Origin of the sequence: Streptomyces taklimakanensis (assembly GCF_009709575.1) — a bacterium.
GTDB classification, from domain to species: domain Bacteria; phylum Actinomycetota; class Actinomycetes; order Streptomycetales; family Streptomycetaceae; genus Streptomyces; species Streptomyces taklimakanensis.
On record NZ_WIXO01000001.1, the window covers coordinates 3,257,970 to 3,283,524 of the forward strand.

The window sequence follows — 25,555 nt, forward strand, 5'->3', positions numbered from 1 at the left end:
CCCGCCCGCCGCCCAACGGGGGATGGAACGGCGAACGGGGCACCCAAGCACCCGGCCCTACGCCTCCGACGCCGTCCGCCTCCACCGAGACGAAACCCGAAGGCCAGACCGAGCGCGCCATCACGTACCGCGCGGACGCCGCTCATCCCGCAGCGGCACGTAGTAGACCCCCGGAAGGCAACCGCCCTCCCAGACCCTGGCAAGCCCTTCTTGCCGGCACGGCCCGCACCACATCACCGGCACCCCCACCGGGGCATCAACGTCCTCATCGACCCGCGCCAGATCCGGGCCCGCCTCACCACACCGCGCACACGCCGGACACGTCACCAGGAATCACCCTCCGGAACCGCCGTGACCTCCAACATCCATGCGACGTCACGGGCCAGTTGCACAACATGCTGCTGGGCGGAGGACAGCCCGGACCCCGGCCCGTTCTCCAACCGCCGTCGGACCGCGGCCAGCCGCATATCCGCGTTGTACCACTCGATACCACCGCGCCAGAGCCTCCCCACCCCCGCAGACACAGCAGGCAAAAGCAACTCGACGTGCCCACGCAGCAACACGATCAACGCCTGCAACTCGTCCCCACGAAGCGGCACGCCCCCCTCGGCCGCGCGGGTGACCGCCAAATGGATGGCCGCGAGATCCTCCCTCGCCTCCCGGCAGTACGGCGGCGACTCCTCCACGCACCGACGACACGCCCCCAGATGCCCCTCAAGGCGACGCTGCGCGCACGGAGGGCACCGATAGAGACTCCTCCCACCAGGACCGGAAACGGCCAACGCAACGGCCACCAGCACCGGCGCCGCCGTCGGATGCCCGCACTGCACGGCCGGAGACGCTGGAAAAGCGCTGTGGGTACTCTGACTCACGTCGCCTGCTCCTATCAGGTCGACCACACCCCCGGACCGCAGCCAGCGATCCGGGGGTTACATCGTTACGCAATGTACCCGACCTCTACCCACCTGTACCCAGCTCTACAGAGTTACCCCTGCATACCCGAGACGCGCCCCCAGGATGTGAGGAACACCCGGACGCGCGACCCTCACCTCATGGGAGAACCGGAGGAGCCGGTCATGCCGCGGTACCGGTACCAGCAACTCGCGGACGACCTCGAAGCGGAAATCACAACCGGACGGCTACCCGTCGGCGGACGCCTACCCGGCGAACACGAACTGCGCGAAATCCACGGCGTCAGCCTGGGCACCGTCCGCCGCGCCATGGGCCTGCTCCGCGAACGCGGACTGATCTCCACCCTCACCGGAGCCGGGAGCTTCGTCATCCGCTCCCGCCGACCCACTCCCCAAAACGACACGCCCCCGCCCTCCACCTCCCAATAAGAGAGGCAGAAGACGGGGGAGAGCGGTACCGGCAAACGCCGCACCCTGGCCGCCCCGCCCGCACCACGAAGACGGGGACACACCGCACCTACACCAACAGCCAGCCAGCACATTGGATAAGGACAACCCCAGTGTGGCACGCGCAGCCCGCTTAAGCGAGTAACCGGCACCACATACGCCACCGGAGGCCGCGGCCCCGGCCTCCGAACAGCGAAAGACCCCGCCCTACTCGACATAGGACGGGGTCCCGCAACCTCACCGAAGCGCAGTCAGGACGCCGCCGCCTCGTAGAAGTACCGCCACGGAGACCCGTCGTCTTCCCTGGATCTCCAATCCAGCCGGTAGACGGCGCACTGCACCGGCTCCGGCTCGCCGACGTCCACCGAAAACGCCCGCTCCAGAACGCTCGCCGGAACTCCACTCTCGTCAAGGGCGTCCGACAGCGCGCCGCGCAGCGCGGTAATCGGCAACTCCTGCAGCTCCACCGTCTGCGGCGGCGTTTGGACGTTCTCCGGCACGGTAATCCGCTGTCCATCTGCAGGTCCCCCCAGTAGCTCAATCTCGTGCGCGCGCATGACAGCCTCCTGCCGCGGGATTTGATAGCCGACCTGGCATATACCGTTGCCCTGTGCACGCTATCCCCTCCCGTCGGTCACTGCCTACCCCTGAAATTGCAGGAGCTGACAGGAGGTTGTAGGACATTACCCCTTACGCGTGAGCAACCGGCGCCACACCCGCAGCGAACGGTCACCCACCGGACAGGAGATCGTCCAGCCGGTACCCGGCCGCGCCCCGCAGTTCACCGAACCGCCGGTTGTAGAGCTGCGTCGTCCGCGGGTCGGCGTGCCCGAGCTGCGCCTGCACCCGCGCCAGCGACACCCCTGCAGACAGCAGGAGCGTCGCCGCGGTGTGCCGCAGCGAATGCGGAGAGGTCTTCTCCGACTCCGCCACCTCGGCCGCCTTGGCGACGCGCCGCACCGCCCGCCACGCCTCCGACCGGTCCCACGGCCGGCCGCTGGCCGTGCGTAGGAGCAGGCCGCCGTCCCGGCCGTCGAGGACCCGATCCATCGCGTGCTGCATCAACGGCGTGACCGGCACCCGCCTCTGCTTACGGCCCTTGCCCTCCACCTGGAGGAACCGGTGGCCGCTGTCGACGCCGAGGTGCTCGGCCCGCGCGGCGAGGGCCTCGGAGACCCGCAGCCCACCGCACAACAGCAACGCCACCAAGGCGTGCGTGCGCGGGGACTCCCGCTCGGCCACCTCCAGCATCCGCCGAGCCTCCTCCAGGCTCAGGCCGACGGTCGGCGACTGCGTCGCGTCGATCCGCGGCCGGTCCACGTGCTCGACCGGGTTGGTCGCGACCCTCCCCAGTGACACGGCGTACCGGTAGACGCTGGTGATCGCCGACAGGCGGCGGGCGAGGGTCCGTTCGGAGTCGCCGGCTTCCTCGCGCCGGCGGAGGTACGCCTCGACAACCGTGCGGTCCGCGCGGAGCGGGTCGAGGCCGTAGGCGGTGCAGTGGTCGGTCCACAGTCGAACCTCGCGTCGGTAGCCGTCACGGGTTCGGGGGGAGCGGCGGGACGACAGCCACGCCTCGACTACGCCGGGCCAGTGCGCGGTGTCGGGAAGGGTGTCGACAATCCGACCGGACACGACACGGGAAGTCGGTTCATCGGAAGAACGGGGGGAGAGGTCCATCACCCCAACATAACAGGCATTGTGTTGGGGTTTCGTGGCCCGTCAAAATACCCGCATAGGTCGAGGGAACTACTTGGCGAGGAACTGCACGAGGAACCCCAGACCGGTACCGGCGACCATCACCCCACCAACCGCCATCCACACCCGCCGTTTCACGTCCTCCAACTCGGTCCGCACAGCGGCATGCTCGTCCCGCAGAGCACCGACCTCGCTCTCCAGGTCTTCCCGGAGGTCCCGGACGTCCTGCTCGGTCCGCATCGACCGCTCGACGAGCACCGCACACGACGTCTTGATCTCACCGACGTCCCGGCCGACACGCAAAACCTCGTCGCGCAGCGCCTGTAGCTCGTGCAGGGCGTCCGGCGATGTCACGGCTTGCCGTCCGGCCCGGAGGTCGCCTGCTCGGTCAACGCGGTCGCCGTCTGGAGCTGCTGGGTCAGGTGGTCGGCGTCCAAGCGGAGGCGGATACTGACGACGTCCTCCCTGCCAGCCTCGTAGCGCGGGGGCCGCGCCCACCCCAGCAGGACACCGGCCACAGTCCGCAGCGGCTCCCACTCCATGCGCCCGGCCCACGCCTCCACGGCACGGAACACGGCGTAGTAGACGGCGGTCGCCCCGGCCTCGACGTAGCCGGCGGCGGCGTCCGCGTCGAGGTCGAGCCCGACACGCGCGGCCCACCCGAGGAGGACACCGGCCACGAGCGGCACGACCGTCCGCATGAAACTCACGTACAGGTTCTGCATGTCAGACCTTCCTCTGCTTCTCCATCAGCCACGCCACACGTGGAGCTTGAGCTCGGCCCGCTCTATGCGCACCGGCTCGTCGCCGTAGTGGCAGACCATCAGCCGCAGCCGAGTGCCCTGCCCGACCCGGCCGGTGACCGGCATCGTCAGCGTCGTCGTGCCGCTGGTGGCCGGCGCCTCGTCCCACGGCAGATCGGAGCGACGCCCGTCGGCCCGGTCCAGCACGATGCGGGCCTGGAGCTCGGCACCTGCCGTCAGGCCGTCCACCCGCACCCGCAGATCCCCCACGTAGGACGCGGGCCCGGTCAGCACGGTCTGGTACCCCTCGTGGTGAACACCTGCGGTGTCCGTCCACTCCGTATCCCACGTCAGCGCCGACCACCGGCCGGGCGGCAGGGTCCTGGCGCTGGTCTGGCCGATGCTCAGGTACTCCGGCAACTCGTCCTCCGTTCCGGCCGCAGGCTCGGCCGCTCCCTCACCCCGGTCCCATCCGGGGGCGTGGTCCAGGCGCTCGCGGATGCGGGCCCGCATGGTGGTCATGGAGAAGCCGCGGGGATCGACCTTGCCGGGCTGCCACTCCAGATGGCCGATCACGGACTCGGCCTTCCAGCCGTGGTGCCGGCACAGGGCCGCGGCGGCACGCTCGATGGCGTCGAGCTGGGCGGCGGGCCAGGGGTCACGGCCGTCGCCGAGGTTCTCGCACTCGAAGCCGTAGAAGTGGCGGTTGCCGTCGGTGTTGGTCTCGTTGGCCGGGGGGAGGGGAGAGCGCTCGGCGATCACCGCGCGCAGTACGTCGTCGTCGCCCAGGCCCGCGTGGTTCGCGCGCCCGTGCCCCACCAGGTGCACGGTCCCGTCCTTGGTGATGACGCCGTGGCACAGCGGGCCGGGCAGACCGGCATAGCCGTCGCGGCAGATACGGACCGTGGCGGCCGATCCGGAGGTGACCGTGTGGTGGATCTCCACCCCGTGTACCGGCCCCCACGCGCCCTTGTGGTTGCGGTTGTGCGTGCGCCACCCGCCGACCTCCACCACCCGCAGGCCCTCCTTCTTGAGGGCCGCGACCAGCGCGGACGCCCCGATCGGGGTGGCCATCAGGACCACTCCTCGGTCGGGTCGTAGCCGGACATGCGGGCCGCGGTGTCCTCCGGGACACCGGCCGCCACCAGCGCTTCGTAGTCGGCCTTGGCCTGCGCGGACCGCATGGCCTCCTCCTCGGCCTGCTGCTGCTCGCGCTCCGCGTCCAGCGCGTCCACCGCTGCCTGGTACTCGGCCTGCGACACGAACCGGCCCGCCTTCGCGAGGTCGGGCTCGGTGCCGGTGTCGGTGACGATGCGGCCGACAGAGCCGTCGTCATAGATCACGTAGTAGGTCTGTTCGTCGGATGCCGTGGCCATGACGCCCCTCACAGGCTGATCACGAGGAAACGAATGTTGGAGAAAATCCGGTAGTAGGTGCTGCCGCCGGCGCCGTGCCCCATCGTCACGTCGTAGCTGTGGGTGTAGGTCGCCCCCGGCGCCAAGTTCGCCGTCGCCGCGTAGTGCTTCATGCTCTGGGCGTGGTAGTTCCCCATCGTCGAGCTGCCCGTGTTGTACGTCCGGCTGAACTCGTCGCCGCCCTGCCCCCACGCGGCCTGAGAGCCGGGGGGCAGCGTCATGTAGACGTCGGTCTCCTGGGTGACCACCACCAGCGCCGGCCGGCAGGTGCTGGGGTTCGTGATCGACGCCGTGAACGTGTCCACGGGGGTGTCGGCCGCGGCGGGCACCGGCAGGTTGTTGTAAGTGCGCTCGTCGTTGAACGACCGGAACGTGGCCTGCCCGCGCGGCTCGCTGTAGAGCTGGCCGGTGGCCGGGTCGCAGGCGATGACGCCGCCGCTGGTGGCGATATCGCACGGGTACGGCCAGGTGCCCGCGTTCACGGCGACGGGGGCGCTGGCGGACCCGTCGCCGGTGACACCGCATCCGGTCGTCACCGTCGCCGCACCGGTCGGAACGTACAGGCACCCGTCCGACCCGTAGGTGATGTTGTTCCCCGCGTCCGCGGAGAGGCAGGTGCCGATCTCGCCGGTGGCCGGGTCGTAGGTCGCGCCCGGCCCGGCGGACAGGCACGGCCGAACCTCGTCGCAGCTCACCGGCGGCGCATGGAGGCACCCGTCCGTGCCGTAGACCAGACGGTTCCCCGCATCTACGGAGAGGCAGGTGCCGATCTCGCCGGTGGCCGGGTCGTAGGTCGCGCCGTTGGACGCGGACAGGCACGGCCGGACCTCGTCGCAGGTGACGGGCTGCGGCGGCACGTGAAGACACCCGTCCGTGCCGTAGACCAGCCGGTTGTCGGGGTCCGTGGAGAGGCACGTGCGGACCACGCCCGTGGCCGGTTCGTAGTCGATGCCCTGACCACCCGAGAGGCAGGCGCGGACGTCGGCACAGTCCGTGCCCGCGTGGATGATCCATGGGTTTGCCTGCGATCCGGAGCCCGTGATCGTGACGTTCTCCCCGGCCGCGACCGCGCACCCGCAGCTACCGCCGCATCCGCAGCGAGCCATGTCAACCACCCATCCCTTTCAGCCGTAGAGCCAGACGATGACCAGGCCGTCGGCGCCGTCCTGGCCGTTGACCGGTTCGCCATACGACAGGGAGCCGCCGGCGCCGGAGCCACGCCCGCGCGGCACGCCTCCGTCGCCCTCGGACGCTCGGGGGAAACCGCCCTGCCCCATGCGGGAGTCGCCGCCCGCGCCGGCCATGCCGTTCGTACCGTTGAGGCGGAACGCGCCGCCGGACGCGCCGCCGCCTGCCGTGAGGCCACCCGTCCCGCCCAGCGCGCTCGCACCGGGCACACCGGACGTGACGTCCGGAGAGGTACCCGACGTCATGAACACGGTGCCGCCGTCACCGCCCTGGGCGACCGCGACACCGCCGAAACTGCTCGCGCCGCCCGCGCCGCCCGCCCCGTTGGACGTTCCGGCAGCACCACCCGCGCCGACCACCACGGCCTCTGTCGCGCCGAGACTGCTGGCGGCGAGGATGATGTTGGCGTAGGCGCCGCCCGCGCCGCCGGGCCGGGCGATGCACTCGCCGTCGCGGGCGTTCGCGCCGGCCGACCCGCCCCCGGCCCCCTGCACCTCGATGAAGACTTTGGTCAGCCACGGGTAGTCGGCTTTCCGGAAGACGTGGTTGCCGGGGTCGCGGTAGATGACCCGGTTACGGAGCCCGAGCTCGCCGCGGATGATCGTCAGCCGGCCGTCGGGCCCGACCTCGAAGAAGTCCCCGTCGACGCACACTGTGGCCAAAGCGGCTCACCATCCTGAATGGGACATATGGCAAGCTCGGCCCAGAACCAGCAGCTACAAAGAAGGGTAGCGGTTTGCCGCCCCCTCAACTTCGGGCAACCGCGACCACATGGACGGCCAGGCCCGCACCGGCTGGCACGGCAGGCTGGTCCCCGAGCGCGGCCGGTGGCTGCGTCTGCCACACGCGGATCGTCGCCTGTGTCGCCGTCACCGACTCCAGCACCGCCACCACGGTCGTCGCGTCTCCCGGCGCCGGATCGACCGGCAGCGCCGACACCACAGGCGGCACCGCGTGGGCGGAGGGGAACGTCCACACCACCCGGCCCGCAGCGTCCGTGACCTCCACCGACGCGTCCGGCGACGCCCCCGGCGGACCGGCCGGCCCGGCGGGGCCAGTCGCTCCGGCGGGCCCTTCCGGTCCCGGCGGGCCGGCCGGACCCTGCGGGCCCTCCGGCCCCTGGCTGCCCGCCCGGCTCGTGGTCGACCTGGCACGCCGGTCCAGGTCCCGCAGCACGCCACCGATCGGGTTGCCGATCACCCGCCGGGACGGGCTCCCACGCATCGCCATCACCGACCACTCCCCAGCGCCGCCACCTGCACCTGTACCTGCTCCTGCCCCGGCACGGCCCCGGAGGACTGCACCAGCGCCCTCACTCCGACGATCTTCAACCGTTGGGTTATGTCCCGGCAGGTGGCGACGCTCGCCACGTCCAGGCACCACCCCGGTGTCAGGGTGGGTATGTCCACGTCCGCGTCCGGGTTCAGCGTCACCTCCTGCGTGTCGATGAACACCGGCACCGGCATGGCCGCGCGGAGCTTCGCTCTGGCCGCGGCGTTCGCCGAGTTCAGCGTCTGGATGGAGGACTGCTCCACATAGCGCTCCAGCAGCCCGTAATAGGGGTCGGTGCCTCCGGCCGTGCCGATGAGGTCGCCGTCCTGGCCGCCGACCACGATCCACCGCGTGCCCAGCGCGGCGCCGTCCTCCGCGACCATCACCCCGTCGGGCATGTCGGCGTCGGTCAGCGCGCCGACGGTCTGCGACCAGTCCTCCGGCAGGATCACGAACTTGTTGCCGACCACGGTGAGGTCGATGCCGGTGTCCGCGAGGTCCAGGAGGTGGTCGAAGGTCTGCCCGATGTGCCTGCGGTACTCGCGTCCGCCGGTCACCCCGGCCTCGCCCACGATCTGCACCTCGTGCCCCGGGTCGTCCGGGGCGAACCCGTCCGCGATCAGCCACGCCGCGATCTGCGTCAGGTCCAGGTCCGTGAACCGGATCGTGTCGTGCGGGACCCGGCGGGACAGCCACGCCGAGAGGTCCGCGGCGAACACCTCGACCTGGCCGTGGGACCACTCCACCGACAGGATCGGCCCGCCCCACACGAAGGTCCCGTTGCGGTAGATGTGGAGCTGGTGCCGCCACGAGCGGACCTCTCCCATCTGCTCGCAGCAGTCGCCATCCGGGTTGATCACCACCCGGCCCGTGCTCGTGTCGTTCAGGATGCGGTTCCACTCCACCTCGGTGAGATAGGTGGCGTCCGTGACGACCGCGCCGTCACGGTCCACGATCCGCGCCGCGTACTCGACCGCGCACCCGTCCTCCTCGCCGCCGCCGGGGCCGGGGGAGGGGGTGTAGTTGAGCATCGCCTGCCGGATCGCCTCCACGTACCGGTAGAAGAGGTCCGTGCGCTGTCCGCTGTCCCGCATCGACCGCGACAGGTCCCCGCCGGGGAAGAACGCGGCCCTCTGCGGCCGGGACAGTTCCAGTTGGACGCCGGCGCTGATGCGGTTCCGGTTCGCGATGTTGTTCGGGTTCACGCCGGCGATCTCCGGCGGCGCGTCGATCACCGTGAAGCCGGCCGCGGTGAGCGACGCCCTGATCGCCTCGATGCGGGGCGTGTCCAGGCCGCCCAGCGCCGTGACCGGAGTGCCGTCACCGGTGTAGCCGTGGAAGCTGAGGGTGCGTTCGGAGGCGGCGACGATGCCCTCGGCGATCGGCTCGTCAAAGTTCGTGGACGTGACGTGGAGGCGGTAGTTGTCCGACGGCAGGATGCCCGCGAACTCGTAGTGGTTCATCAGGCCCGCGGCGACCGCGCGGGCCACCTCGCCCGAGCCGGGCTCGATGCCGCCGCCGTGGATGGCGATGGATGCCCACATGCTGCCGGACACCGGGATCTGCCGCCGCTCGTAGGCGACTCCCTCGGTCTCGTGCGCCGCGAGATCCGCGTAGGAGGAATAGACGTCGGCCAACGGGCTGCCCTTCACGTAGTGAAGGCTCGGCCCAGAACCAGCAGCTCGCGCCCAGTCTACGACGCGGCCCGCTCAGTAGCCGCGCCCGCTGACACCGATGGACACCGTCGCGTCCGGCCCCGGCGGGTCGATCGCGGAGGAGGAGATGCACACGCAGTACGACGCGCAGTCCAGCGGCCGGAACGAGGGCGGGGCGCCGTCCCGGCCGAACACGTTGGGCGCCGTCCGGCACTCGCCGCCGCACTCCAGCACCGCCCGGCCCACCTGCCCGTCGATCGTCACCACCCCACCAGGCGGGACGTAGTCGATCGTGTACTCCGAATGCGGCCCACAGCGGTTGATGTCCGCAACCTGGTCGCACGGCAGCCCCTCCAGCGCCCCGGCCTTCTCGTAGAAGGCGACCGTGACGCCCCGCAGTTCGTTGGCGCCGGCCCGGACGGTGATCATCGGCACGTCCGTTGACCACTGCGGGCGGTCCGACAGGTCCAGGTCGTAGCAGTCGCGCTCCACCGCCAGCGGCAGACAGAAACACGTCTCCGGCAGCGCCGGGGAAGGGGGCGCCGGCGGCGCGCACCCGGGATCCGCGCACGGCGACTCCGGGTCGAAACACTCCGCGTGCGGGCACGGGCCGGCACAGGCCGGGTCGCTGCTGCCCGACACGCACCACGTGATGCACGCGTCGCTGTCGTCCAGAGGCAGCGCCACGTCCATGAGCGGGATCGTGTCCGTCCACGGCCACGGCGTCGCGGCCACCAGCGTGAACTCCACCGTCACGATGTCCGCGCCCGACGCGCACCGCCCGGCCTGGCAATCCCCGCTCCCTACCCGGCCCGTCACCGTCGGCCCGGACACCAGCGACACCCGCCGGTAGGTGCGCCGGTAGCGGTCGTTGAACTCCTCCGCCGTCATGTCCTCGCCGGGGCAGCAGGTGTAGAGGGTCATGCAGTCCCCGCCACACCCCGCGCCCGTGCAGCCCTGCAAGGTCTCCGCCAGCCAGTGCAGCCCGTAGCCGACACTGCAACAGGTCAGGCCCAAGAGGATGCCGCTGACGGTGATCGTGCGGGGCCGTGCCCGCGCCGGCCCGATGGCGCCGCCCCCCACCACCGCGTTCGTCACCGTCCGCGTCACCGGATAGTCGTCTACGCCCTCCACGGCCAGCGGCAGGAACCCCAGGAAATCCCCGGACTCGGGAATGTCGGGGTCGTACCAGGGGGCGGGACTGTCGGGGTCGTCCGCCGTGGTGTACTCCGGCTGGTCCAGGACGTCCGCGGTGAGGGTGGCACAGGTACAGATATCGGAGCCGCTGGTCAGAGGCGACCCCATCGACTCCAGATACGCAGCCAGGCGGGCCGTGTTCGCGACCTCGTTGGATCCGATGGCGATGTAGTCGCTGAGCAAGAGGCACCTCTGCGTGGTCTGGGCACGGCCGGCCTGCCGCGTCCGGCCCACAACCAGCGACACACCCTCTCAGGGTACGGCGCGCACCGGGTCCGCCCGCCCGTCAGGCGATACCCACCTGCGCCAGCCGGCGCAGCACCAGACGCGCGGTCGCCTCCGCATCCTCCGACGCGGTCACGTTGAACGTGACATTCACCCCCGCCGCCGCGGGCCGGCTTCCGCCACCCGCACCGGACGACGGCGCCTTACCGGCGAGAACGCTCAGCAGCCCCGACTCCTGCGCCAGATCACGGGCCCGCTGCGGCCGGGTCAGGGGAATGACGACCTCCGGCCCGGCCTCACCGACCACGGCCAGCGTCGGGCCGGTGACGATCGCGCCGTTGGCCAGGAAGGGGATGTAGTCCCGGACGGCGGACGGGATACTGCTGCGGACCCGGCCCATGATCCGGCCGCCGATGTCGCCCACTGCGGCGAGGATCGCATCCCCCAGGCCGGCGAACTTGGCCGCGATGCTGGCCATGAGGTCACCGGCCGCCGACAGGGCGGAGCCGGTGGCATCCGAGATCGCGCCGCCGAGCCGCCGCCCCAAGTCCCCCACCGCCCGCGCCGCCTTCCCCGGCATCTCCCCGAACCGGGCGATGACGTTGCTCACCATCGTGACCACGGTGTTGATCACCGAGCCCGGCATCCGCGCGAACCACCTGATGATGCCGTTGATCAGGTCCGGGATGATGCTGTTGCCGACCAGGACGTTGTAGAGGTCTTTGAACCATCCGATCACTGTGCCGACCATGCTCGCGACCACGCCGACCACGGCCGTCACGGTCGTCATCAACAGCTTCAGCCCGCCGACGATCAGTTGCAGCATCGGCAGGACGACACCCAAGTTGACCCAGCCCAGAACGATCGTTCCGAAACGCAGCAGCGGAGGCAGGAGCTGCTGCAGCACGGGCAGGAACTCTTGCAGGGGGCCCAGGAGGGAGACGGCCAGGTCCACGACCTGGGGGAGGATCGCGATCAGCGGCTGGAGCGCCACCATCGCCAGGTCCAGGATCATCGGCAGCAGCGGCGTGAGCGTCGTCAGAAGCTGCGTGAAAGCCGGCAGCAACCCTTCGATCAGTTGCGGGATGAGCGCCACGATCGGCGGAAGGAGCTGTTGGAGGGCCTGGAGCCCGAGCTGGACCAGGAGCGGCAGCAGCGGCATCACGGCCGTGAGGATCTGCTGAAACGCGGGCAGCAACCCTTCGATCAGTTGCGGGATGAGCGCCAGGATCGGCGGTAGCAACTGTTGGAGGGCCGTGCCGAGCTGCTGGCCCATCACCGCCACCAGCGGCAGCGTCGCCGCGGCCACCTGCCCGAACAGCGCGGCGATCTGCGGCAGCACCGGCGCCAGGGACGCGGCGAACGCCTCCACCACCGGCCCCAGCACACTGGCCAGCGCCTGCAGAGCCGGGGCGAGGACCGCCCCCAGCGTCGCGGCGATCTGCCCGGCCAGAGGCAGGAGCGGCGTCAGCGCCGTGCCCAGCGCGCCCAGCGCGGACCCCAGCGGCTCCAGGGCCGGGCCCAGCTCGGACAGCCCGACGGCGAGCCCGAACGTCAACGCCTGTAGCCCCGGCATCATCGCCTGGAGAGCCGTGCCGAGCTGTGCCAGGAGCCTGGTCAGGGTCGGGCCCGCCACCTGGACGATCGGCACGAACGCCGGCGCCAACGCGCCGACCTGTTTGACCAGTTCGGTGATCACCGGACTGAGCGCGGACCCGACTTCCCCCAGCGTGCGGAAGATGTTGACGAGGGATGCCTGCCCGGCGTCGCTCTCCAAGAACCTCGCGGCCCGGCCCGTGACCTGGGAGAACACGCCCAGAATGTCGCCGCCTGCCGTGCGGGCCGCATCCAGGACGCTGTCGAAGATCGACCCCAAGTTCTCCAGGACCGTGCCGAGCTGCCGGAATGTGCTAAGTGCCTGCTCCACCCACGCCACGGCCCGCCCGTCGGAGGCGATCTGCTCCATGAACGCGCCGAGCTGCTCGCCCCGCGCGGCCAGCGCATCCCCCAGCCGCTCCCCGAACGCCGTCTGGATCGCCGCAGCCAGGTCGGTGAACCCCTCCACCGCCGGCACCAACCCGGCCGTGAGGCCCTTGGTGACCTGCTGCGTGCCCGCGAGGATGGCCTCGACGTCTTTCACCCCGCGCGCCGAGGCGACGAACTTGGCCACCTCCGCAGTTGCCGCGCCGAACTGGCCGGCGACCCCCGACAGGCCCTTGCGCAGCGGCCCGCCCAACGCTTTGGCGGTCTTCCTGATCTGCCCCTCAAGGGGCTCGAAGAACGCCGCTTGGACCTCGCTCCGCAGCTCCTCGAACGCGGGCTTGAGGCTGCGTACCTCCCACGCCGCCGCACGCGCCGCCGACGGTAGGCCGTCCAACTCCTTCTTGAACTTCTTCAGGTCTTCCGTCAGCGCGGCCTTGAACGCGTCGCCCACGCCCATCAGCGCCAGCTTCAACGCGCCGAACGCTACGACCGCACCCGTGATCGCGGCCGGGAGCGCGGCCACGATCCCGGCCGCCGGCGCCAGAGCCGCCACCAGGGTGACGATCTGCCCGGCCGCCGTCGCAGCCGCGGCCCCCAAAAGCCCGATCGCGGACGTCAGCGCGGCCGTGCCCCCCACGATCCGCAGCGCCGACCTCAGAGAGCCCAGCGCCCCCGCCAGGCGGTTCGTGGAATCGGGGTCGGCGTCCACCTGCGCCGTGACCGGGGGAGGCCGGTGCGCCCGGATCCGGGCGTCGAAGTCGTCCAGGTCGGGGACGACCCGGATGGAGACCTCCTCACCGGCGAGCGCGGCCCGAAGCCTGACCATGAAGTCGGACAGGTCCGGCGCGACGGGGATATCCAGGGAGTCGATGTGCCGAAGACCGTTGAGGAGTTGCGCATCGAACCGGCTGAGGTCCGGTTCGATCCTGACGCTGACGGCACGTCGCAACGCGCGCTGGATGTCCTGCCGGATCGTGTTGCCGACCCCGCGGGCACCGCGCTCCAGGGACTCCTTGATCCGCCGGCCCAGGGCGAACGCGTCGGCCTGCACACCGGTGTCGTCGAGGGTGATGCGGATCCGCGCCCCTCCGACGACGTCGTCGTCGGCCACTGGACAACCCCTTCACGCAAGCGGGTTGCCCGGCCCAGAACCAGCGGCATCTACAAGGCTATCGGCCAGATGTTCGACCGTGCTGGAGCATGCTGTCCTCCGCGGAGACCTGCTGCGCGAGCCTCATCGCCTGCGACCGTGTCATCACACCGGCCTGCGGCGTCCTCGGCCGTCGCGCGCCCTTCGGCGGCGCATACAGCCGCGCCCGGTTCCGTGCCCGCTCCGCGTCGTCCTCCGCCGCCGCATCCATCTGCGCCTCAGCCGCAGACAGCATCCGCCTCAGCGGCCACGTGTGCGGGTCGACGCCTTGGAGCGCGAGGTGCCCGTCCCACGCGTCCCAGCCCTCGGCGATGCTGGCGCAGAGGCGGGCGACGACGTAGGAGGGCGGCCACCTCCGTACAGCTCGACCACCCACTCCAGCAGCTCGACGTGCACCCGGTCGGGCAGGCGCATGCCGGTGAACTCCTCCGCCGACTCCGGCAGCATGAACCGGGCGAGGAAGGATCGGGTCGCGGCCGACGCCTCCCGCAGCGTCTCCGGGTCCGTTCCGGCGAGATCCTCCGTGTCGACGCTGAGGCGCCGGTGTACCTCCTGCATCTCGGCGTAGGCGTCGATGAACTCGTCGCCCATGACCTCCGGCAGGAACAGCAGTCTGTGGTCGCCGATCTCGGCGACGTGCGGCTCGACGTTGAGCGCGATCTTCTTGGTGGCCACCCGGCACTCTCCCCGGTCAGCGCGTTCGGCCCGGCCCACAACCAGCGGCGTCCCCGCAACGAGGCTATCCGCCGAGCCCGCGCCCTTCGGGGACCTCGCGGTACGGCAGCAGCCCCGCCCAGGACGCTGGGCGGGGCCACGTCGCCCGGCGGGCCCGTCACTGCCCACCGGTCCCCTCCTACAGCACCTCGCGCAGCGCCCTGGAGAGGAAGTCGTTCGCATCCGTGCCCGGATGGTGCACGATCTTCGCGAACACCGTCCGGCCTCCCATCTGGAACCGCAGTGCCCTCGCCCGGCGAGGGCGGATGATGTGCGGCCGGGTGCCGTTGACGACGTACACGGTCGCCGGATGGTTGGAGATCACCGACCCGGTCAGGCCGCGCGGCCCGCGCCCGACCTCGGTGGTGATGTAGCGGCCCATGCTGCCAGGGGCCAACTGGCGGGCCCTGGCAGCGACCCGCTCGGTACGGCGCCGCAGGTTCCGCTCCACCAGCCCGCCCGGCAAGCGAAGCAGCCGCTCCAGCCGGGACCGCTCGATCGTGACGGACACGTCCATGCTCATGAGTCCTCCAACGGGGGGCACGGGGCGCATCCGGGCAGGGCCACGGTCACGCGCTGCTCGATCCCGACACAGCCGCCCTCGGGGCCGATGGTGCGCTGCTGCCCGAGGACGAACCGCCGTCCACGCCGGCCGCCGCCGGTGTACGGCAGACAGCACAGCAACGCGTTGAACACCGTCGCGGCGTCGATGTGCAGTGTGCGCGCTGCCGCCGCCTGCTCCTCACACGACGGCGGACAGCCCTCCTCACTCGGATACGGGGCGCACCGCAGCAGCGTCACGACCAACTCGACCGCGGTCACCGGCGGCGGCACGCACTCGCGGAGGTCCCGCACCTGCTGGTCCTCGACCGGGAACGACGTCGACGGGTAGATACGCGCCACGTGTACGGAGAGCTGCCCGCCGACCTCGTCGCCGGAGCAGGGATCCTCGCAGCCATCCCACGCCGGTTGCCCCGGCACGACACACACCCGGCACGTCGGACAGCCGGGGTAGTCGTCGACCTCCATCGCGGTGCGGTCCAGCGCCTCGCAGACGCAGCCGAGAACAGCCTCGGCGAGGTCGTGAATCGCAAGCGGAGTCAGGGCCACGTCGTCCTCCGCGGGCGCTTGAAATCAGGCGAGTACACCCTGGAAGGCGACATCTGCCGGTAGGGGTTGACCGCGGTCAGCCACATGTCGACGAGTGGCAGCCCGGTCCGGCCCTCGGAGTAGATCAGCGTCGGGTCGGCCATCTCCATCGTGACGCCCTGCCGATTGAGCCGGGTGAGGTTCTTCCGGTTGCTGCCGCACCCGCAGGAGTTCCCGCCACAGCCCTTGACGTAGTGGCACGTCAACTCGGACACCGCGGCGATCGCCGCCTCGTCCAGCGGAAGCCCGATCCGGTACGTCACGCAGAACGTGCCCGGCGCGTCACACGGCGCCGCCATGTCCTGACAGGTCGGCCAGCACTCCCCGTCGGTACGGACCAGCAGATTCGCCGAGTCGACGCGGTACGCCTCCGGCACCAGCGGCTCCCCGTCGACCGTGACGTCGACGACGTCGTGGACCGGGCCCTCAAGGCGGACCTCGCACAACTCCCCGCAGGAGCAGTCCGACTTGCATCCGCACACCGACGCGTTCCGCCACTGCCCGTCCGAGCCCAGGTACGGGATCCACGGGCCGACCGTGCCCCACCGCACCGCCAGCGGGTAGGAGTCCAAGCATGTCCGGCGGCACGGCCGGACCGTGAGCGGGCACGACGGCCCCCAGCGGCGGCCGGACAGCGCCCACAGGATGCTCGTGGCGACGCGCTGCCACCGCTCCACCTCGGCCGGGTCGGCATCCTCGGGCAGGTCACAGCACGAGGGGTCGATCGGCCACGGTTCGCACGGTCCGGGGTGCAGCATCAGCGGCTCCCCGGCCGCTCGTAACGGCACGGCCGGGCGAAGCTGCGGCGGATCAGCGTCCCCACTGACCCGTTCGAGAAGCTGTCGGGCATCGTCGACAGGAACGGAATGTGTCGGGGGAAGTTCGGTCCGCGGTGCATGACCTTGACGTCCTCGACCTGCTCGCCGCCGAGGCCGTTGATCACGCCGTAGGCGGTCCGCTTGTGGAGGACGTCCAGGTGCGCGCCGGCGTCGAGGACGGCGAGCATCGCCTTCTTCTCCACCGGCAGCGGCACGTGCAGCTCATACGACAACAGGTCGGTGTGGCCGAGCGAGGTGAGCCAGTCACGGGTCTCCCGCAGCCCCCGCAGGTACTTGCCGTTGCCGCGGGTGGCGTAGTACGCCTCGACCTGCCGCAGTGGCCCGCGGTGCAGCACCGGCATCTCCTCGACCGGGTCCATCACGAAGAAGTCGTCGTTGCACAGCAGGAACGTGCTGCTGACTTCCGGGTGCTCGCACGCCGCCCGCACCGCGGCCGTGGTGTTCTGGTACTTCGTCCCGTCCTGCACGGTGGGGATGTGCTCGACACCGGCGGCCCAGGTGGGCCGGTAGCCGACGATCCACACCCGCCGGTGCGGGAGGTTCGCCGCCCAGGACCGCAGCGCGTACCGCAGCGGCTGGTTGACGGACAACTCCCGCACCGGCACGACAATGTCTGGTGCCTCCATGGTCAGGACGCCAGGCACATGTCGCCGAGGACCGGGGTGTAGTCACAGACCGGCTCGGGCGGCGCGGTGTTCGTGACGAACGTTCGGCGGTGGCAGTTCGACCCGAGCGGGGTGAGCAGCGGCCCCGGCGTACCGGCCGCGTCGACGGGCATGACGTCGTAGGGGCCGACACCCCAGCCGCCGCCGGAGCGGGTCGCGCCGGACAGCGTCAGCGACACCTGCTCCGACCCGATCTCCATGTCGCCGAGCATCCCGTTCGTCACCCACGGCAGCAGGAAGTAGACCCAGGCGCCGTCGCCGCCCTCGGCCTCGCAGACGTCCTCGCCGAGCACCTCCGCCCACAGCTCCAGAGCGAAACCGGTGTCGCACTTCACGGAGCAGTCGTCGAAGCCGATCGGCTGCCCGTCGTACCCGTAGACGACGGGGTTGCCGGTGGTGATCTCGATGAACTCCGGCGACACCGAGAAGAAGTTCAGCTCGATGTCGTAGCCGCGGAAGCTGGGGCAGCCCCGCTTGAAGCCGCACACCCGCCCGTTCGCGGCCCGGTATTCGACGTCCTCGCCCTCTTCGATGTTCGGGTTCATCGACAGCGACGCGAAGCAATCGAACACGAACCCGTTGTCCTCGCCGCACACGGGCCGGCCGCACTGGTCCAGGCGGGTCACGCGGACGGTGTCGGCGTTGGCGATCAGGGGACAGCTCATGCCGTGAACCTCCAAGTTCCTGGAGGCCCGGCCCAAAACCAGCGGCTCTCACATCAGTCTATCCGCGCGGCTCTACCGGGGGCGGGGGCAGACGGGATCACAGAAGCCCCTCCACGGCCTGCACCCACGTGTCCAGTTCCGTGCGGGCCTGGTCGGCGAGGAACGCGCTGCGCGCCGCAGCCGCCGCGCACGCCTCCGCGCGGCGGTCCCCGTCGCGGTACAGCGCCCGAATCTCTCTGGCCCAGGCGGGGACGTCCGCCCGGTCCACGAACACCCCGGCCTCGCCGAGCGCTTCTCGTAGGCCCGGGGTGGGGTGGGCGATGACGGGGATACCGGACGCCAGGGCCTCCACCCCGGCCATGCCGTAGGACTCGTAGACGCTGGGCATCAGCAGCACGCGGGTGCGGGCCCACACGTCCCGCCGCATGTTCGAGGTCTGCGGAATGATCCGCATGTTCGGCAGGATCGGGCGGAGAACCTGCCGGCCGTGGGCCCCCTGCACGCCGAGGAACGGCAGCCGCCGCAGCGCGGCAGCCGCCCCCCTCCAGGTCTCGACGCCTTTGTCCCGGTTGAGGTTGACCAGCGTGACGCGGTCGCCGGTGACCGGGGCCCGGTGCTCGCCGGGAAGCACCGGCGGACGCACCACGATGGACTCGCCTCGTGTGGTCTCCGGGTAGCGGCCGGTCAGGGACGCCCGAACCCACTCGGTGTTGTAGACGCACAGGTCCGGGCCGAACGCCAGCGCGCGGGCCGGGAGGTCGAAATCGGAGTGCACCAGCAGCACCGACCGCGCGCCGATGCCCCTGGCCAGGGTGATGGCACGCTCGGCGAAATCGTGGTGGGTGACCACAGCGCGGGGACGGCCCGCCCGGATCGCCGCCTCGGCCGCGTCGGGCGGCAACGACGCGTAGGGAACACCGTCGACGTGCCACGTGGCCGGCGCCTCCTCCATCGCGGAGCACACCACCAGGACGTCCCGGCCCGCGTCCGCCAGGGCCCGCATCATCGTGTGGAGCATCGTCTCCGAGCCCGCGCGCCGGTAGGGAACCCCGAAGTGCACCCAAGCCACCACCTGGGCGGGCCGCAGGGCCCCGACCGGCGGGGCGGCCGGGGCGGTGGCCCTGCGCGGGCCGCGGGGCCGCACAGGGGCCGGGAGCAGGCCGACACAGGCGGCCTCGAACGCCGCGAGACTCCCCTCGTGGTCCAGGGCGTCGGCGTGGGCGCGGGCACGGGCGGACGCGGCGGCGTAGACGCCCGGGTCGTCCAGGCGGCGGATCTCCTCCACCCACCGGCCGGTGTCCTCGCGCGGCACGTACACCGCCGAGTCCCCGAACGCTTCCCGCATCCCCGGCAGCGGGGCGGCCAGCACCGGGATACCCGACAGCATGGCCTCCACCCCGGCCCGCCCGTAGGACTCCGTCACCGACGGCATCAACAGCACCCGGGTGCGGGCGTACACCGCCCTCGGGTCCGTGCGGTCCACGAACTCCACGTTCCGGGGCATCGGCGGGTCCTGGCGCCCGGCGGTCCGCACCGCCAGGAACCGGTCCCCGGGCATCCGCTCGGCCACGGCAGCCAGGACGTCCACGCCCTTGGCGTCCGTGGTGCCGGTGAGGGTGACCAGCCGTCCGGGCGTGGTGCGGTAGCGGGCCGGGTCGATCGGAGGCGGCAGCACCAGCACCCGCCCCCGGTAGGCCGGGTAGTGGGACCGGCACGCCCACGACGGGAACCACACCAGGCCCGGCGACCCCAACTCCCGGTTCTCGGACATGCCGTGCACCATCAGCAGGTGCGCCACACCCGGGGTCTGGGCCACGATCCGCGCGGCTTTCCGGTCTCCGTGGTGGGTGATCAGCAGCTCCGGCCGCGCCGCCCGCACCGCGCGCCGCCAGTACCGCAGCGGCCACACCTGCACCCCGTCCACGGTGCGCGGCTCACTGTCGTCGCGGACGGTGGTCACGACCTGCACCGCGTGGCCGGCCGTGACGAGCCCGCGCACGTACTCGCGGGTCGTGACGAACGCGCCGGCAGGAAGCGGCTCCTGGTCGTACAGGGGCAGGGCCACCAGCACGCGCATGTGGCTCATCGTGTCCTCTCGTGTCAGGCGACGCGCAGATACCGCAGCGTCGTGCGGCCGTTGCCGTCGGAGTAGACGGCCGCGTTGGTGGTGGCGCCCGTCGCGGTGACCCGCGCCACCTGAAGCCGCACCGTGCGCGGCGCGGGGACGGCGTAGCGGACGCTGATCGAGGCGGACCGGTTCCCGCCCACGGCCACGGACGTATCGCCGGCCCCGTGAGCAATCGCGATCTGGTGCACCAGTACCTCGCTGTCCGGGACGAGGAGACCGGTGGTGGCGTCCAGCAGGCGGGCGAGGACGTAGGCGTTGACGTTGGACGCGCCGTTGAGGAGTCCGCGCACCGACGCGTCCAGGTGGTAGACCCCCGCCTCCGGCAGCGTGGCCTGGAGGCCCGTGTTCGTCCACGCGCCGGACCCGGTGGCCTGGAGACTGACGTTCGCGGGGAGCACCGCGAACCCGTGCCTGGTGATCCGCAGCGAGGCCGCTGTGCCGGTCATCAGCCGCCCACCTTCGTCCACCGCAGACGCGTGGGCCCGCTCGGGGCGGAGAGCATGCGGGCGATCGTCGGCGGGTTGAGAGCCGGGTCCGGGTCCGGCACCCACATGGCCTGCATGCGGATCGTGCGCGGGCCGGGGATCGTGTAGGGCACGTGGGCGTCGGCGGTCCGGTCATCGCCGGTCTGCCCGGCGATGCTGCGGTACTCGATGATCGTGCACACCCACGCTCCGCTGTCCGGCACGACCGTCCCGGCGGTGACGTCCCAGATCCGGCCGGTGACGTAGTGGTGGATCGGGCCGACGCCCTGGAGTTGCGCCCGCCATGTGGCGTCCAGGTTGTACGTCCCGGCCTCCGGCAGAACCGCGTCCGTCCCCGGGAGGTCGATCCACGTGTTGGCCTGGTCCGCCGCGAACGGCAGCGGGTTGACGGACATGACGGCGAGCCCGTTCACGAGGGCGGGCCGGGGGTGGAGGTGCGCGTGGGTGCCGGTCATGCCGCTGTGTCTCCTGTCGGCCCGATCCAGTGCATCGTGATGTAGCTCCGGCCGTCCGTGGTGCTGTAGATGGACACGGACCCGGTGGTGCCCAGACGGGCGGCGGCGAGCTGCACCGTCTGCCCGGCGGTGAAACCGTGGACGAACTGCCGGCAGGCTGTGGTCTGCGCGGCCGTGTTCTGGTCCCCGGCGTTCAGCGTGTGATGGAGCACCAGCAGCTCCGACCCGCCGATGAGGACGCCGTCTTTGTAGAGCCCGGCGGTCATGCCGGCGGCCTGGTTGGTGGAGGCGCTGGCCGGAATGTTGACCGCGCCCCGTACCTGGAAGTCCACCACCCACACCCCGTCTCGGGGGACCGTGATCGCGGGAACCGGCGTGACCACCTCCCACGCGCGGTGGGCGCCGCTGAGGGTGTGCCCGAAGTTCATGACCGGTGTCTGCATCCACGACCCGTCGACACCGACCCGCCACACCGCCGGGCACGCCCCCTCGGCCGGGGGCGTGACACGGATACCGGGCTCGGCCTCGATCACGACCTCCGGCACCAGGAGCCCGCCCGTCGTCTCCTTGAGGGCGTTGCACTCCGAGGCCGCGATCCGCGGGTCGATGCGGTACACCCGACCGCAGGGACCGGCCACCTCACGCCCCCTTGTAGGTGTAGTGGAGGAGCACATCGGACCCGGCTCCGGTGCTGCCGCCGGACCAGGCGGCCAGGGCCTCGTCCCTGTCTGTCGTGACGCTCCATGTCAGCGTGGCACCGGCCGGGACGGTCACGGTGCCGTCGCTGGTGGTGGCGGTGCCCTCCCCGGCGACGACGGTCAGCGTCACCGACTGGAGCCCGGGGTAGAGGCCAGCCACGTCCAGCACCGTGTCCCCGGTCAGGCGCCTCGCCCCGGTCAGGACCGGGGCCGGGTCCTGCGAGGACGCGGTGCACTCCACCGGCGCGACCGGCGTGTACGGCTGGGTGAAGTCCCCGTCCCGGTACGTGCCCAGGAGGACCGGCGCCTGCCCGTCGCACGGGTCGATGGCCCACAACTCCGTGTAGGGGACCTCGCCGGTGCCGTCGCCGTCGGCGTCGTCGCAGCCGCACCGCTCGATCACGGTCCGCGTGCACGGGTCCGTGGTCTCGCACACGCCGACCGTCCCGGCCGGGGTGTACGGCGTGGTGCCGTCCAAGGCGGTGTCGGCGGCGGTGGCCGTGCCGTCGCCCGCGACGGTGTACCGGCGCAGGAACGGCGTGACCGCACCCGTCGGGTCGGTGTCGCACAGCAGCAGTAGCTCACGCTCGGGGCCGCCGGAGCCGCCCGCGCTGCCTACGGTGCCTGCCATGAGGTCTCCAGGAGTAGAGGCCCGGCCCGCCCCCTCGCCGAGGCGGGCCGGGCCGGTGGTTACGGGGTGGTCGCGCGGGTGAACGCCACGGTCACGGTCCCGGTGTCCGCCGCGATCACCAGAGGGCCGGTCAGGGACGTGTCCCCGTCACGGACCACGGACCACGTGACGGACTCGCCGGTGAACAGGGTGCTGTCGCCGTCGGCGGTGGTGATGGTGCCGGTGCCCCCGTGCGCGGTGGCGGTCACGGACTGGAGCAGCGGCACCGAGGCGGCATCCCACACCGCGCCGGGGTCGAGCTGCACCCGGCGGGCCTGGACCACCGCCACAGACGGCGCCTCGCCCCCGCCGGTCCCGCACTCCACCGGAGCCACCGGCGTGTACGGGCCGGACAGGTCCGGGGTGTAGGTGCCGAGGCTGGTCAGGACGCCGTCGCAGTCCACGCCCAGGAGTTCCACATATTCGGTGTCGGCGGCGCCGTCGCCGTCGGTGTCGTCACACCGGCACGCCTCGATCACGGACTGGGCCGGGCACGGCTCCGGGGGCGGGCAGCACTCCCCGCCCCCGCCGGCCGGGACGCACTGCCCGACCTCCCCGGTGGGGGTGTACGGCTGCCCGTCCAGCGTGGTGTCCGTGCTGGAGACGATCTGCCCGCTCTCGCAGTCCGTGACGATCGTGCGGAGGAACTGCGGCTGGCACCCCTCGGGCGGCTGCCCGATCTCGTAGGAGGCGGTGAAGTTCTCCGCCGTCCAGGACTTCGGCTGGCTCTGCCAGGTCTCGACCATGAGGATGATCTCGACCGCGCCGGCCTCGAACTCCGTCAGCGGCACCTGGGCCGTGACGGTCCGGTGTTGGGTGACGCCTACCGGGCTGCTGCTGGTGAGCGGGTCCTCGTCGACCTGGGCGCCGCCGGACAGGAGCAGCAGCCGGCCGGAGTAGCCGCCGCCCGCCGCTGGCCCGTCGTTGGTGACGTCCATGGCCGCGGTGACGGTCACGGTGCCGTCGTTGCAGTCGGGGACCGCCGCCGAGGGGGTCAGCCGCGCGGACACCATCCGGTAGACCTGATCGCCGGAGCCCGCGCTGCCGTCCGAGTCGGACGGGATGGTGAACGGGTCGCCGGCCCACAGAGGCGGCGCCCCTCCGGGCAGGGGGGTGTGGCCGGGGCCGGGGTTGTAGGTGAGGGACGCGGTGTCGTCGGTCGCGGTGGGGGCGCCGTCGTGCTCGCCCTCGGAGGGCAGGTCACACAGCAGGAGCGTGCTCGTGTCCCGGCACGGCTCCGGCGGCGTGCTGCCTCCGGCGGCCGTGCACTGGCCGATCTCGCCGGCGGGGGTGTACGGCTGCCCGTCCATCGTGGTGTCGTGGGTGGAGACGACCTGCCCGGTCTCGCAGTCCACGGTGACGGTGCGGAGGAACTGCGTCTCACAGCCAGCCTGGTCGTAGACCACATCGGCGGTGAACTGGTCGAGGGTCCAGCCGCCGACCTGGGCGCCGTCCGCGTTGGTGCCGTCGGGGCACGAGGCGCCGATCTGGTAGGTCTCCCACACGCCGTACAGGGCCACGTTCCCGGCCGCCAGGTCGGCCGCCGGGACCTGCGCGGTGAGGGTCAGGGTCTCCACGTTCCCGACCGGGGTGCTCTCTACCACCGACGCCGAATCCACAGCGGTCCCGCCGGCCAGGAGCTGCATGTACCCGGAGCCGAGGCAGGCGGGGTCAGGGCCGGTCCGCTCGGCGCGGAGCGTGGCGGTGACCGTGGCCGTGCCGGTGTCGCATCCGGGCCGCGGGGCCTGGACGGTCGCGGCGACCGTGCGGAGGAACTGCGGACTCCCATCCGGCGGGGGCGCGGTGTCGGCGGGGATGGTCAGCGTGCCTCCGGACCACAGGGCGGCGGCGCCACCCGCGACGGCCTCCGTCCCGGCCTGCGTCTCGTAGGGGCCCGGCGGGGTGTCGGTGACGGTCGGGTCCGGCTCCCCGTCCTGGGGGAGGTCGCACACCATGAGCGTGGTGGCGTCCCGGCACGGCTCCGGGTCCTCCGGCGCGGGCTGGCACACGCTGACGGTGCCGGACGGCGTGTAGGGGGTGGTGCCGTCCAGGCCGGTGTCGGTGACCTCCACGACCTGCCCGTCGCAGTCCCGGCACAGGGTCCGCGCGAACGGCACCCGCTCCGGGGCCACGGCCATCAGCCCGACCCTGCGGGTGTTGTACGGCGTCGGCTCGGGCGCGGTGAACTCCAGGGAGGCCGCGCCGGGGTGGGAGAACGTGGAGGTGGCCGCGGTGTTGGAGGTGGTCGCGCACAGGGTGCGGGTGTCCGGGTCCCACGAGTGCTCGGGGGCGATGGTGCCGGCGACGGTGCCCTCCGGCATGACGTAGCAGTCCCCGGCGCGAGCCACCCGCGCGCTCCACTCCGCGCGGACCGGCTCGCTGAACTCCCACATCTGCGTGGGGGTGCTGTTGACCCACCACGGCTCCCCGAACGACAGGATGTGCCCGGTGACGGCGTAGCGGACGCCGTTGGGGAGGGTGCTCACGGCGGTCATCTGCGGCACCGACTCCAGGTCGGCCGGGTCCACGTCGCACAGGATGTGCGTCTGGCAGTGGCGGCACGGCGTCCCGCACCGGTCCACGGTGCCGGCCGGGGTGTAGGGCTGCCCGTCCAGGGTGTAGTCGCTGTGCCCGACGATGGCGCCGCTCTCGTCCCGCCGGAAGTCCCGCAGGAACGCGGTCACGGTACCGTCAGCCGCGGTGTCGCACAGTTCGAGGACGTCCTGCTCGGGCTGCTCGATGCCGGCCGGGCAGTGCCGCAACTCCCCTTGGAGGGTGTAGGGCTGGCCGGTGGCGGCGTCCAGCAGCGTGACCGACGCCAGGGAGCCGTCCGAGTTGTAGGCGTACTGGAGGAGGACCAGGCCCAGGACGTCGCCGGTGGCCGGGTCGGTGTCGCACAGCACCCCGGCCAGCTCGAACGCGCTGGCGTCGCCGCACGCCTGCACTCCGGCCGGCGGGGCGCCGGGCGAGAACACTCCCGTGGTGAGGTTGAGCCACCCCTCGGACATGGTGGCCCCGGCGCAGTCCCGCACGACGGTGACCGCAATCGGTGTGCCGTCCGCCAGGCACAGCCCGACCGTGGCGACCGGCTGAGTCGGGGAGTCGCAGACCTCGGCGTCCGGCCCGCAGCCGCAGTTGGTGAAGTTACCTCCGGAGGGCACGCGCCACCCCTTTCCGTCCGGTGTTGACGTCGCTCACGGCCG

Annotated in this window: 26 protein-coding genes; 1 reads left to right on the plus strand and 25 read right to left on the minus strand. The window is 71.7% G+C overall.

Features of this window, described 5'->3' with window-relative positions:
* Window positions 1-323 precede the first annotated feature (323 nt).
* On the minus strand, window positions 324-899 hold the full coding sequence (locus tag F0L17_RS28525) for a DUF6415 family natural product biosynthesis protein (RefSeq protein WP_420802418.1): 576 nt from the start codon (window positions 897-899) through the stop codon (window positions 324-326).
* A 177-nt stretch (window positions 900-1,076) separates the two neighbouring features.
* Between F0L17_RS28525 and F0L17_RS14335 the strand changes: the two genes are divergently transcribed.
* A complete protein-coding gene (locus tag F0L17_RS14335) occupies window positions 1,077-1,340 on the plus strand; it encodes a GntR family transcriptional regulator (protein ID WP_238419376.1) in 264 nt (87 codons plus the stop codon).
* Between the two features lie 269 nt (window positions 1,341-1,609).
* Here the strand turns inward: F0L17_RS14335 and F0L17_RS14340 are convergent, their stop codons facing one another.
* From F0L17_RS14340 to F0L17_RS14455, 24 genes are all read right to left on the minus strand, one after another.
* A complete protein-coding gene (locus F0L17_RS14340) occupies window positions 1,610-1,915 on the minus strand; it encodes a hypothetical protein (RefSeq protein WP_155071379.1) in 306 nt (101 codons plus the stop codon).
* Window positions 1,916-2,087: 172 nt separating this feature from the next.
* Window positions 2,088-2,993: a tyrosine-type recombinase/integrase gene (locus tag F0L17_RS14345; RefSeq protein WP_162466197.1), complete on the minus strand. Its 906-nt coding sequence runs from the start codon at window positions 2,991-2,993 to the stop codon at window positions 2,088-2,090.
* A gap of 114 nt (window positions 2,994-3,107) precedes the next feature.
* Entirely contained in the window at window positions 3,108-3,410 is a 303-nt protein-coding gene (locus F0L17_RS14350) for a hypothetical protein (protein ID WP_155071381.1), read from the minus strand.
* Complete coding sequence (locus F0L17_RS14355; protein ID WP_202917878.1) at window positions 3,407-3,781, minus strand: hypothetical protein; 375 nt, start codon at window positions 3,779-3,781, stop codon at window positions 3,407-3,409. Before F0L17_RS14355 ends, F0L17_RS14350 begins: the two co-directional genes overlap by 4 nt.
* 24 nt (window positions 3,782-3,805) lie before the next feature.
* Complete coding sequence (locus F0L17_RS14360; RefSeq protein WP_155071382.1) at window positions 3,806-4,873, minus strand: N-acetylmuramoyl-L-alanine amidase; 1,068 nt, start codon at window positions 4,871-4,873, stop codon at window positions 3,806-3,808.
* Entirely contained in the window at window positions 4,873-5,175 is a 303-nt protein-coding gene (locus tag F0L17_RS14365) for a hypothetical protein (RefSeq protein WP_155071383.1), read from the minus strand. The genes F0L17_RS14360 and F0L17_RS14365 overlap by 1 nt, the downstream gene beginning before the upstream one ends.
* 8 nt (window positions 5,176-5,183) lie before the next feature.
* Window positions 5,184-6,320 carry a hypothetical protein gene (locus F0L17_RS14370; protein WP_155071384.1) on the minus strand — a complete coding sequence of 379 codons (1,137 nt, stop codon included), beginning with the start codon at window positions 6,318-6,320 and terminating at the stop codon, window positions 5,184-5,186.
* Between the two features lie 18 nt (window positions 6,321-6,338).
* Window positions 6,339-7,055, minus strand: a complete 717-nt coding sequence (locus F0L17_RS14375) for a glycine-rich domain-containing protein (protein WP_338018261.1) — start codon at window positions 7,053-7,055, stop codon at window positions 6,339-6,341.
* Between the two features lie 94 nt (window positions 7,056-7,149).
* Window positions 7,150-7,410: a hypothetical protein gene (locus F0L17_RS14380; RefSeq protein WP_155071386.1), complete on the minus strand. Its 261-nt coding sequence runs from the start codon at window positions 7,408-7,410 to the stop codon at window positions 7,150-7,152.
* Window positions 7,411-7,631: 221 nt separating this feature from the next.
* On the minus strand, window positions 7,632-9,326 hold the full coding sequence (locus F0L17_RS14385) for a poly-gamma-glutamate hydrolase family protein (RefSeq protein ID WP_155071387.1): 1,695 nt from the start codon (window positions 9,324-9,326) through the stop codon (window positions 7,632-7,634).
* Between the two features lie 57 nt (window positions 9,327-9,383).
* Window positions 9,384-10,709, minus strand: coding sequence for a hypothetical protein (locus F0L17_RS14390; RefSeq protein ID WP_155071388.1), 1,326 nt, complete (start codon window positions 10,707-10,709; stop codon window positions 9,384-9,386).
* Between the two features lie 103 nt (window positions 10,710-10,812).
* Complete coding sequence (locus F0L17_RS14395; protein WP_155071389.1) at window positions 10,813-13,845, minus strand: hypothetical protein; 3,033 nt, start codon at window positions 13,843-13,845, stop codon at window positions 10,813-10,815.
* Window positions 13,846-14,124: 279 nt separating this feature from the next.
* Window positions 14,125-14,559: a hypothetical protein gene (locus F0L17_RS14400; RefSeq protein ID WP_162466198.1), complete on the minus strand. Its 435-nt coding sequence runs from the start codon at window positions 14,557-14,559 to the stop codon at window positions 14,125-14,127.
* 178 nt (window positions 14,560-14,737) lie between these two features.
* Complete coding sequence (locus F0L17_RS14405; protein WP_238419378.1) at window positions 14,738-15,121, minus strand: hypothetical protein; 384 nt, start codon at window positions 15,119-15,121, stop codon at window positions 14,738-14,740.
* Entirely contained in the window at window positions 15,118-15,708 is a 591-nt protein-coding gene (locus F0L17_RS14410) for a hypothetical protein (protein ID WP_162466199.1), read from the minus strand. The genes F0L17_RS14405 and F0L17_RS14410 overlap by 4 nt, the downstream gene beginning before the upstream one ends.
* Window positions 15,699-16,505, minus strand: a complete 807-nt coding sequence (locus tag F0L17_RS14415; protein WP_238419380.1) for a hypothetical protein — start codon at window positions 16,503-16,505, stop codon at window positions 15,699-15,701. Before F0L17_RS14415 ends, F0L17_RS14410 begins: the two co-directional genes overlap by 10 nt.
* Window positions 16,505-17,212, minus strand: coding sequence for a hypothetical protein (locus F0L17_RS14420; RefSeq protein WP_155071390.1), 708 nt, complete (start codon window positions 17,210-17,212; stop codon window positions 16,505-16,507). Before F0L17_RS14420 ends, F0L17_RS14415 begins: the two co-directional genes overlap by 1 nt.
* A 2-nt stretch (window positions 17,213-17,214) precedes the next feature.
* The gene (locus F0L17_RS14425; RefSeq protein ID WP_202917879.1) at window positions 17,215-17,916 is read right to left on the minus strand and encodes a hypothetical protein; all 702 of its coding nucleotides are present in this window, start codon (window positions 17,914-17,916) and stop codon (window positions 17,215-17,217) included.
* Window positions 17,917-18,013: 97 nt separating this feature from the next.
* A complete protein-coding gene (locus tag F0L17_RS28070) occupies window positions 18,014-20,002 on the minus strand; it encodes a glycosyltransferase (RefSeq protein WP_162466200.1) in 1,989 nt (662 codons plus the stop codon).
* A 14-nt stretch (window positions 20,003-20,016) separates the two neighbouring features.
* Window positions 20,017-20,490 carry a hypothetical protein gene (locus F0L17_RS14435; protein ID WP_155071392.1) on the minus strand — a complete coding sequence of 158 codons (474 nt, stop codon included), beginning with the start codon at window positions 20,488-20,490 and terminating at the stop codon, window positions 20,017-20,019.
* Window positions 20,490-20,984 carry a hypothetical protein gene (locus F0L17_RS14440; protein WP_155071393.1) on the minus strand — a complete coding sequence of 165 codons (495 nt, stop codon included), beginning with the start codon at window positions 20,982-20,984 and terminating at the stop codon, window positions 20,490-20,492. The genes F0L17_RS14435 and F0L17_RS14440 overlap by 1 nt, the downstream gene beginning before the upstream one ends.
* Window positions 20,981-21,622 (minus strand): hypothetical protein, encoded by a 642-nt coding sequence (locus F0L17_RS14445; RefSeq protein ID WP_155071394.1) that lies wholly within the window; start codon window positions 21,620-21,622, stop codon window positions 20,981-20,983. Before F0L17_RS14445 ends, F0L17_RS14440 begins: the two co-directional genes overlap by 4 nt.
* 1 nt (window position 21,623) lies before the next feature.
* Window positions 21,624-22,313 carry a hypothetical protein gene (locus F0L17_RS14450; RefSeq protein WP_155071395.1) on the minus strand — a complete coding sequence of 230 codons (690 nt, stop codon included), beginning with the start codon at window positions 22,311-22,313 and terminating at the stop codon, window positions 21,624-21,626.
* 59 nt (window positions 22,314-22,372) lie between these two features.
* The gene (locus tag F0L17_RS14455; RefSeq protein WP_155071396.1) at window positions 22,373-25,513 is read right to left on the minus strand and encodes a hypothetical protein; all 3,141 of its coding nucleotides are present in this window, start codon (window positions 25,511-25,513) and stop codon (window positions 22,373-22,375) included.
* Window positions 25,514-25,555: the final 42 nt, after the last annotated feature.

Coding starts and splice junctions, on each gene's coding strand:
- F0L17_RS14415 (WP_238419380.1), bottom strand. CDS start 16,505: ATGCTGCACCCCGGACCGTGCGAACCGTGGCCGATCGACCCCTCGTGC.
- F0L17_RS14335 (WP_238419376.1), top strand. CDS start 1,077: ATGCCGCGGTACCGGTACCAGCAACTCGCGGACGACCTCGAAGCGGAA.
- F0L17_RS14355 (WP_202917878.1), bottom strand. CDS start 3,781: ATGCAGAACCTGTACGTGAGTTTCATGCGGACGGTCGTGCCGCTCGTG.
- F0L17_RS14425 (WP_202917879.1), bottom strand. CDS start 17,916: ATGAGCTGTCCCCTGATCGCCAACGCCGACACCGTCCGCGTGACCCGC.
- F0L17_RS14450 (WP_155071395.1), bottom strand. CDS start 22,313: ATGGCAGGCACCGTAGGCAGCGCGGGCGGCTCCGGCGGCCCCGAGCGT.
- F0L17_RS14340 (WP_155071379.1), bottom strand. CDS start 1,915: ATGCGCGCGCACGAGATTGAGCTACTGGGGGGACCTGCAGATGGACAG.
- F0L17_RS28070 (WP_162466200.1), bottom strand. CDS start 20,002: ATGAGCCACATGCGCGTGCTGGTGGCCCTGCCCCTGTACGACCAGGAG.
- F0L17_RS14420 (WP_155071390.1), bottom strand. CDS start 17,212: ATGGAGGCACCAGACATTGTCGTGCCGGTGCGGGAGTTGTCCGTCAAC.
- F0L17_RS14365 (WP_155071383.1), bottom strand. CDS start 5,175: ATGGCCACGGCATCCGACGAACAGACCTACTACGTGATCTATGACGAC.
- F0L17_RS14360 (WP_155071382.1), bottom strand. CDS start 4,873: ATGGCCACCCCGATCGGGGCGTCCGCGCTGGTCGCGGCCCTCAAGAAG.
- F0L17_RS14405 (WP_238419378.1), bottom strand. CDS start 15,121: ATGAGCATGGACGTGTCCGTCACGATCGAGCGGTCCCGGCTGGAGCGG.
- F0L17_RS14440 (WP_155071393.1), bottom strand. CDS start 20,984: ATGACCGGCACCCACGCGCACCTCCACCCCCGGCCCGCCCTCGTGAAC.
- F0L17_RS14435 (WP_155071392.1), bottom strand. CDS start 20,490: ATGACCGGCACAGCGGCCTCGCTGCGGATCACCAGGCACGGGTTCGCG.
- F0L17_RS14370 (WP_155071384.1), bottom strand. CDS start 6,320: ATGGCTCGCTGCGGATGCGGCGGTAGCTGCGGGTGCGCGGTCGCGGCC.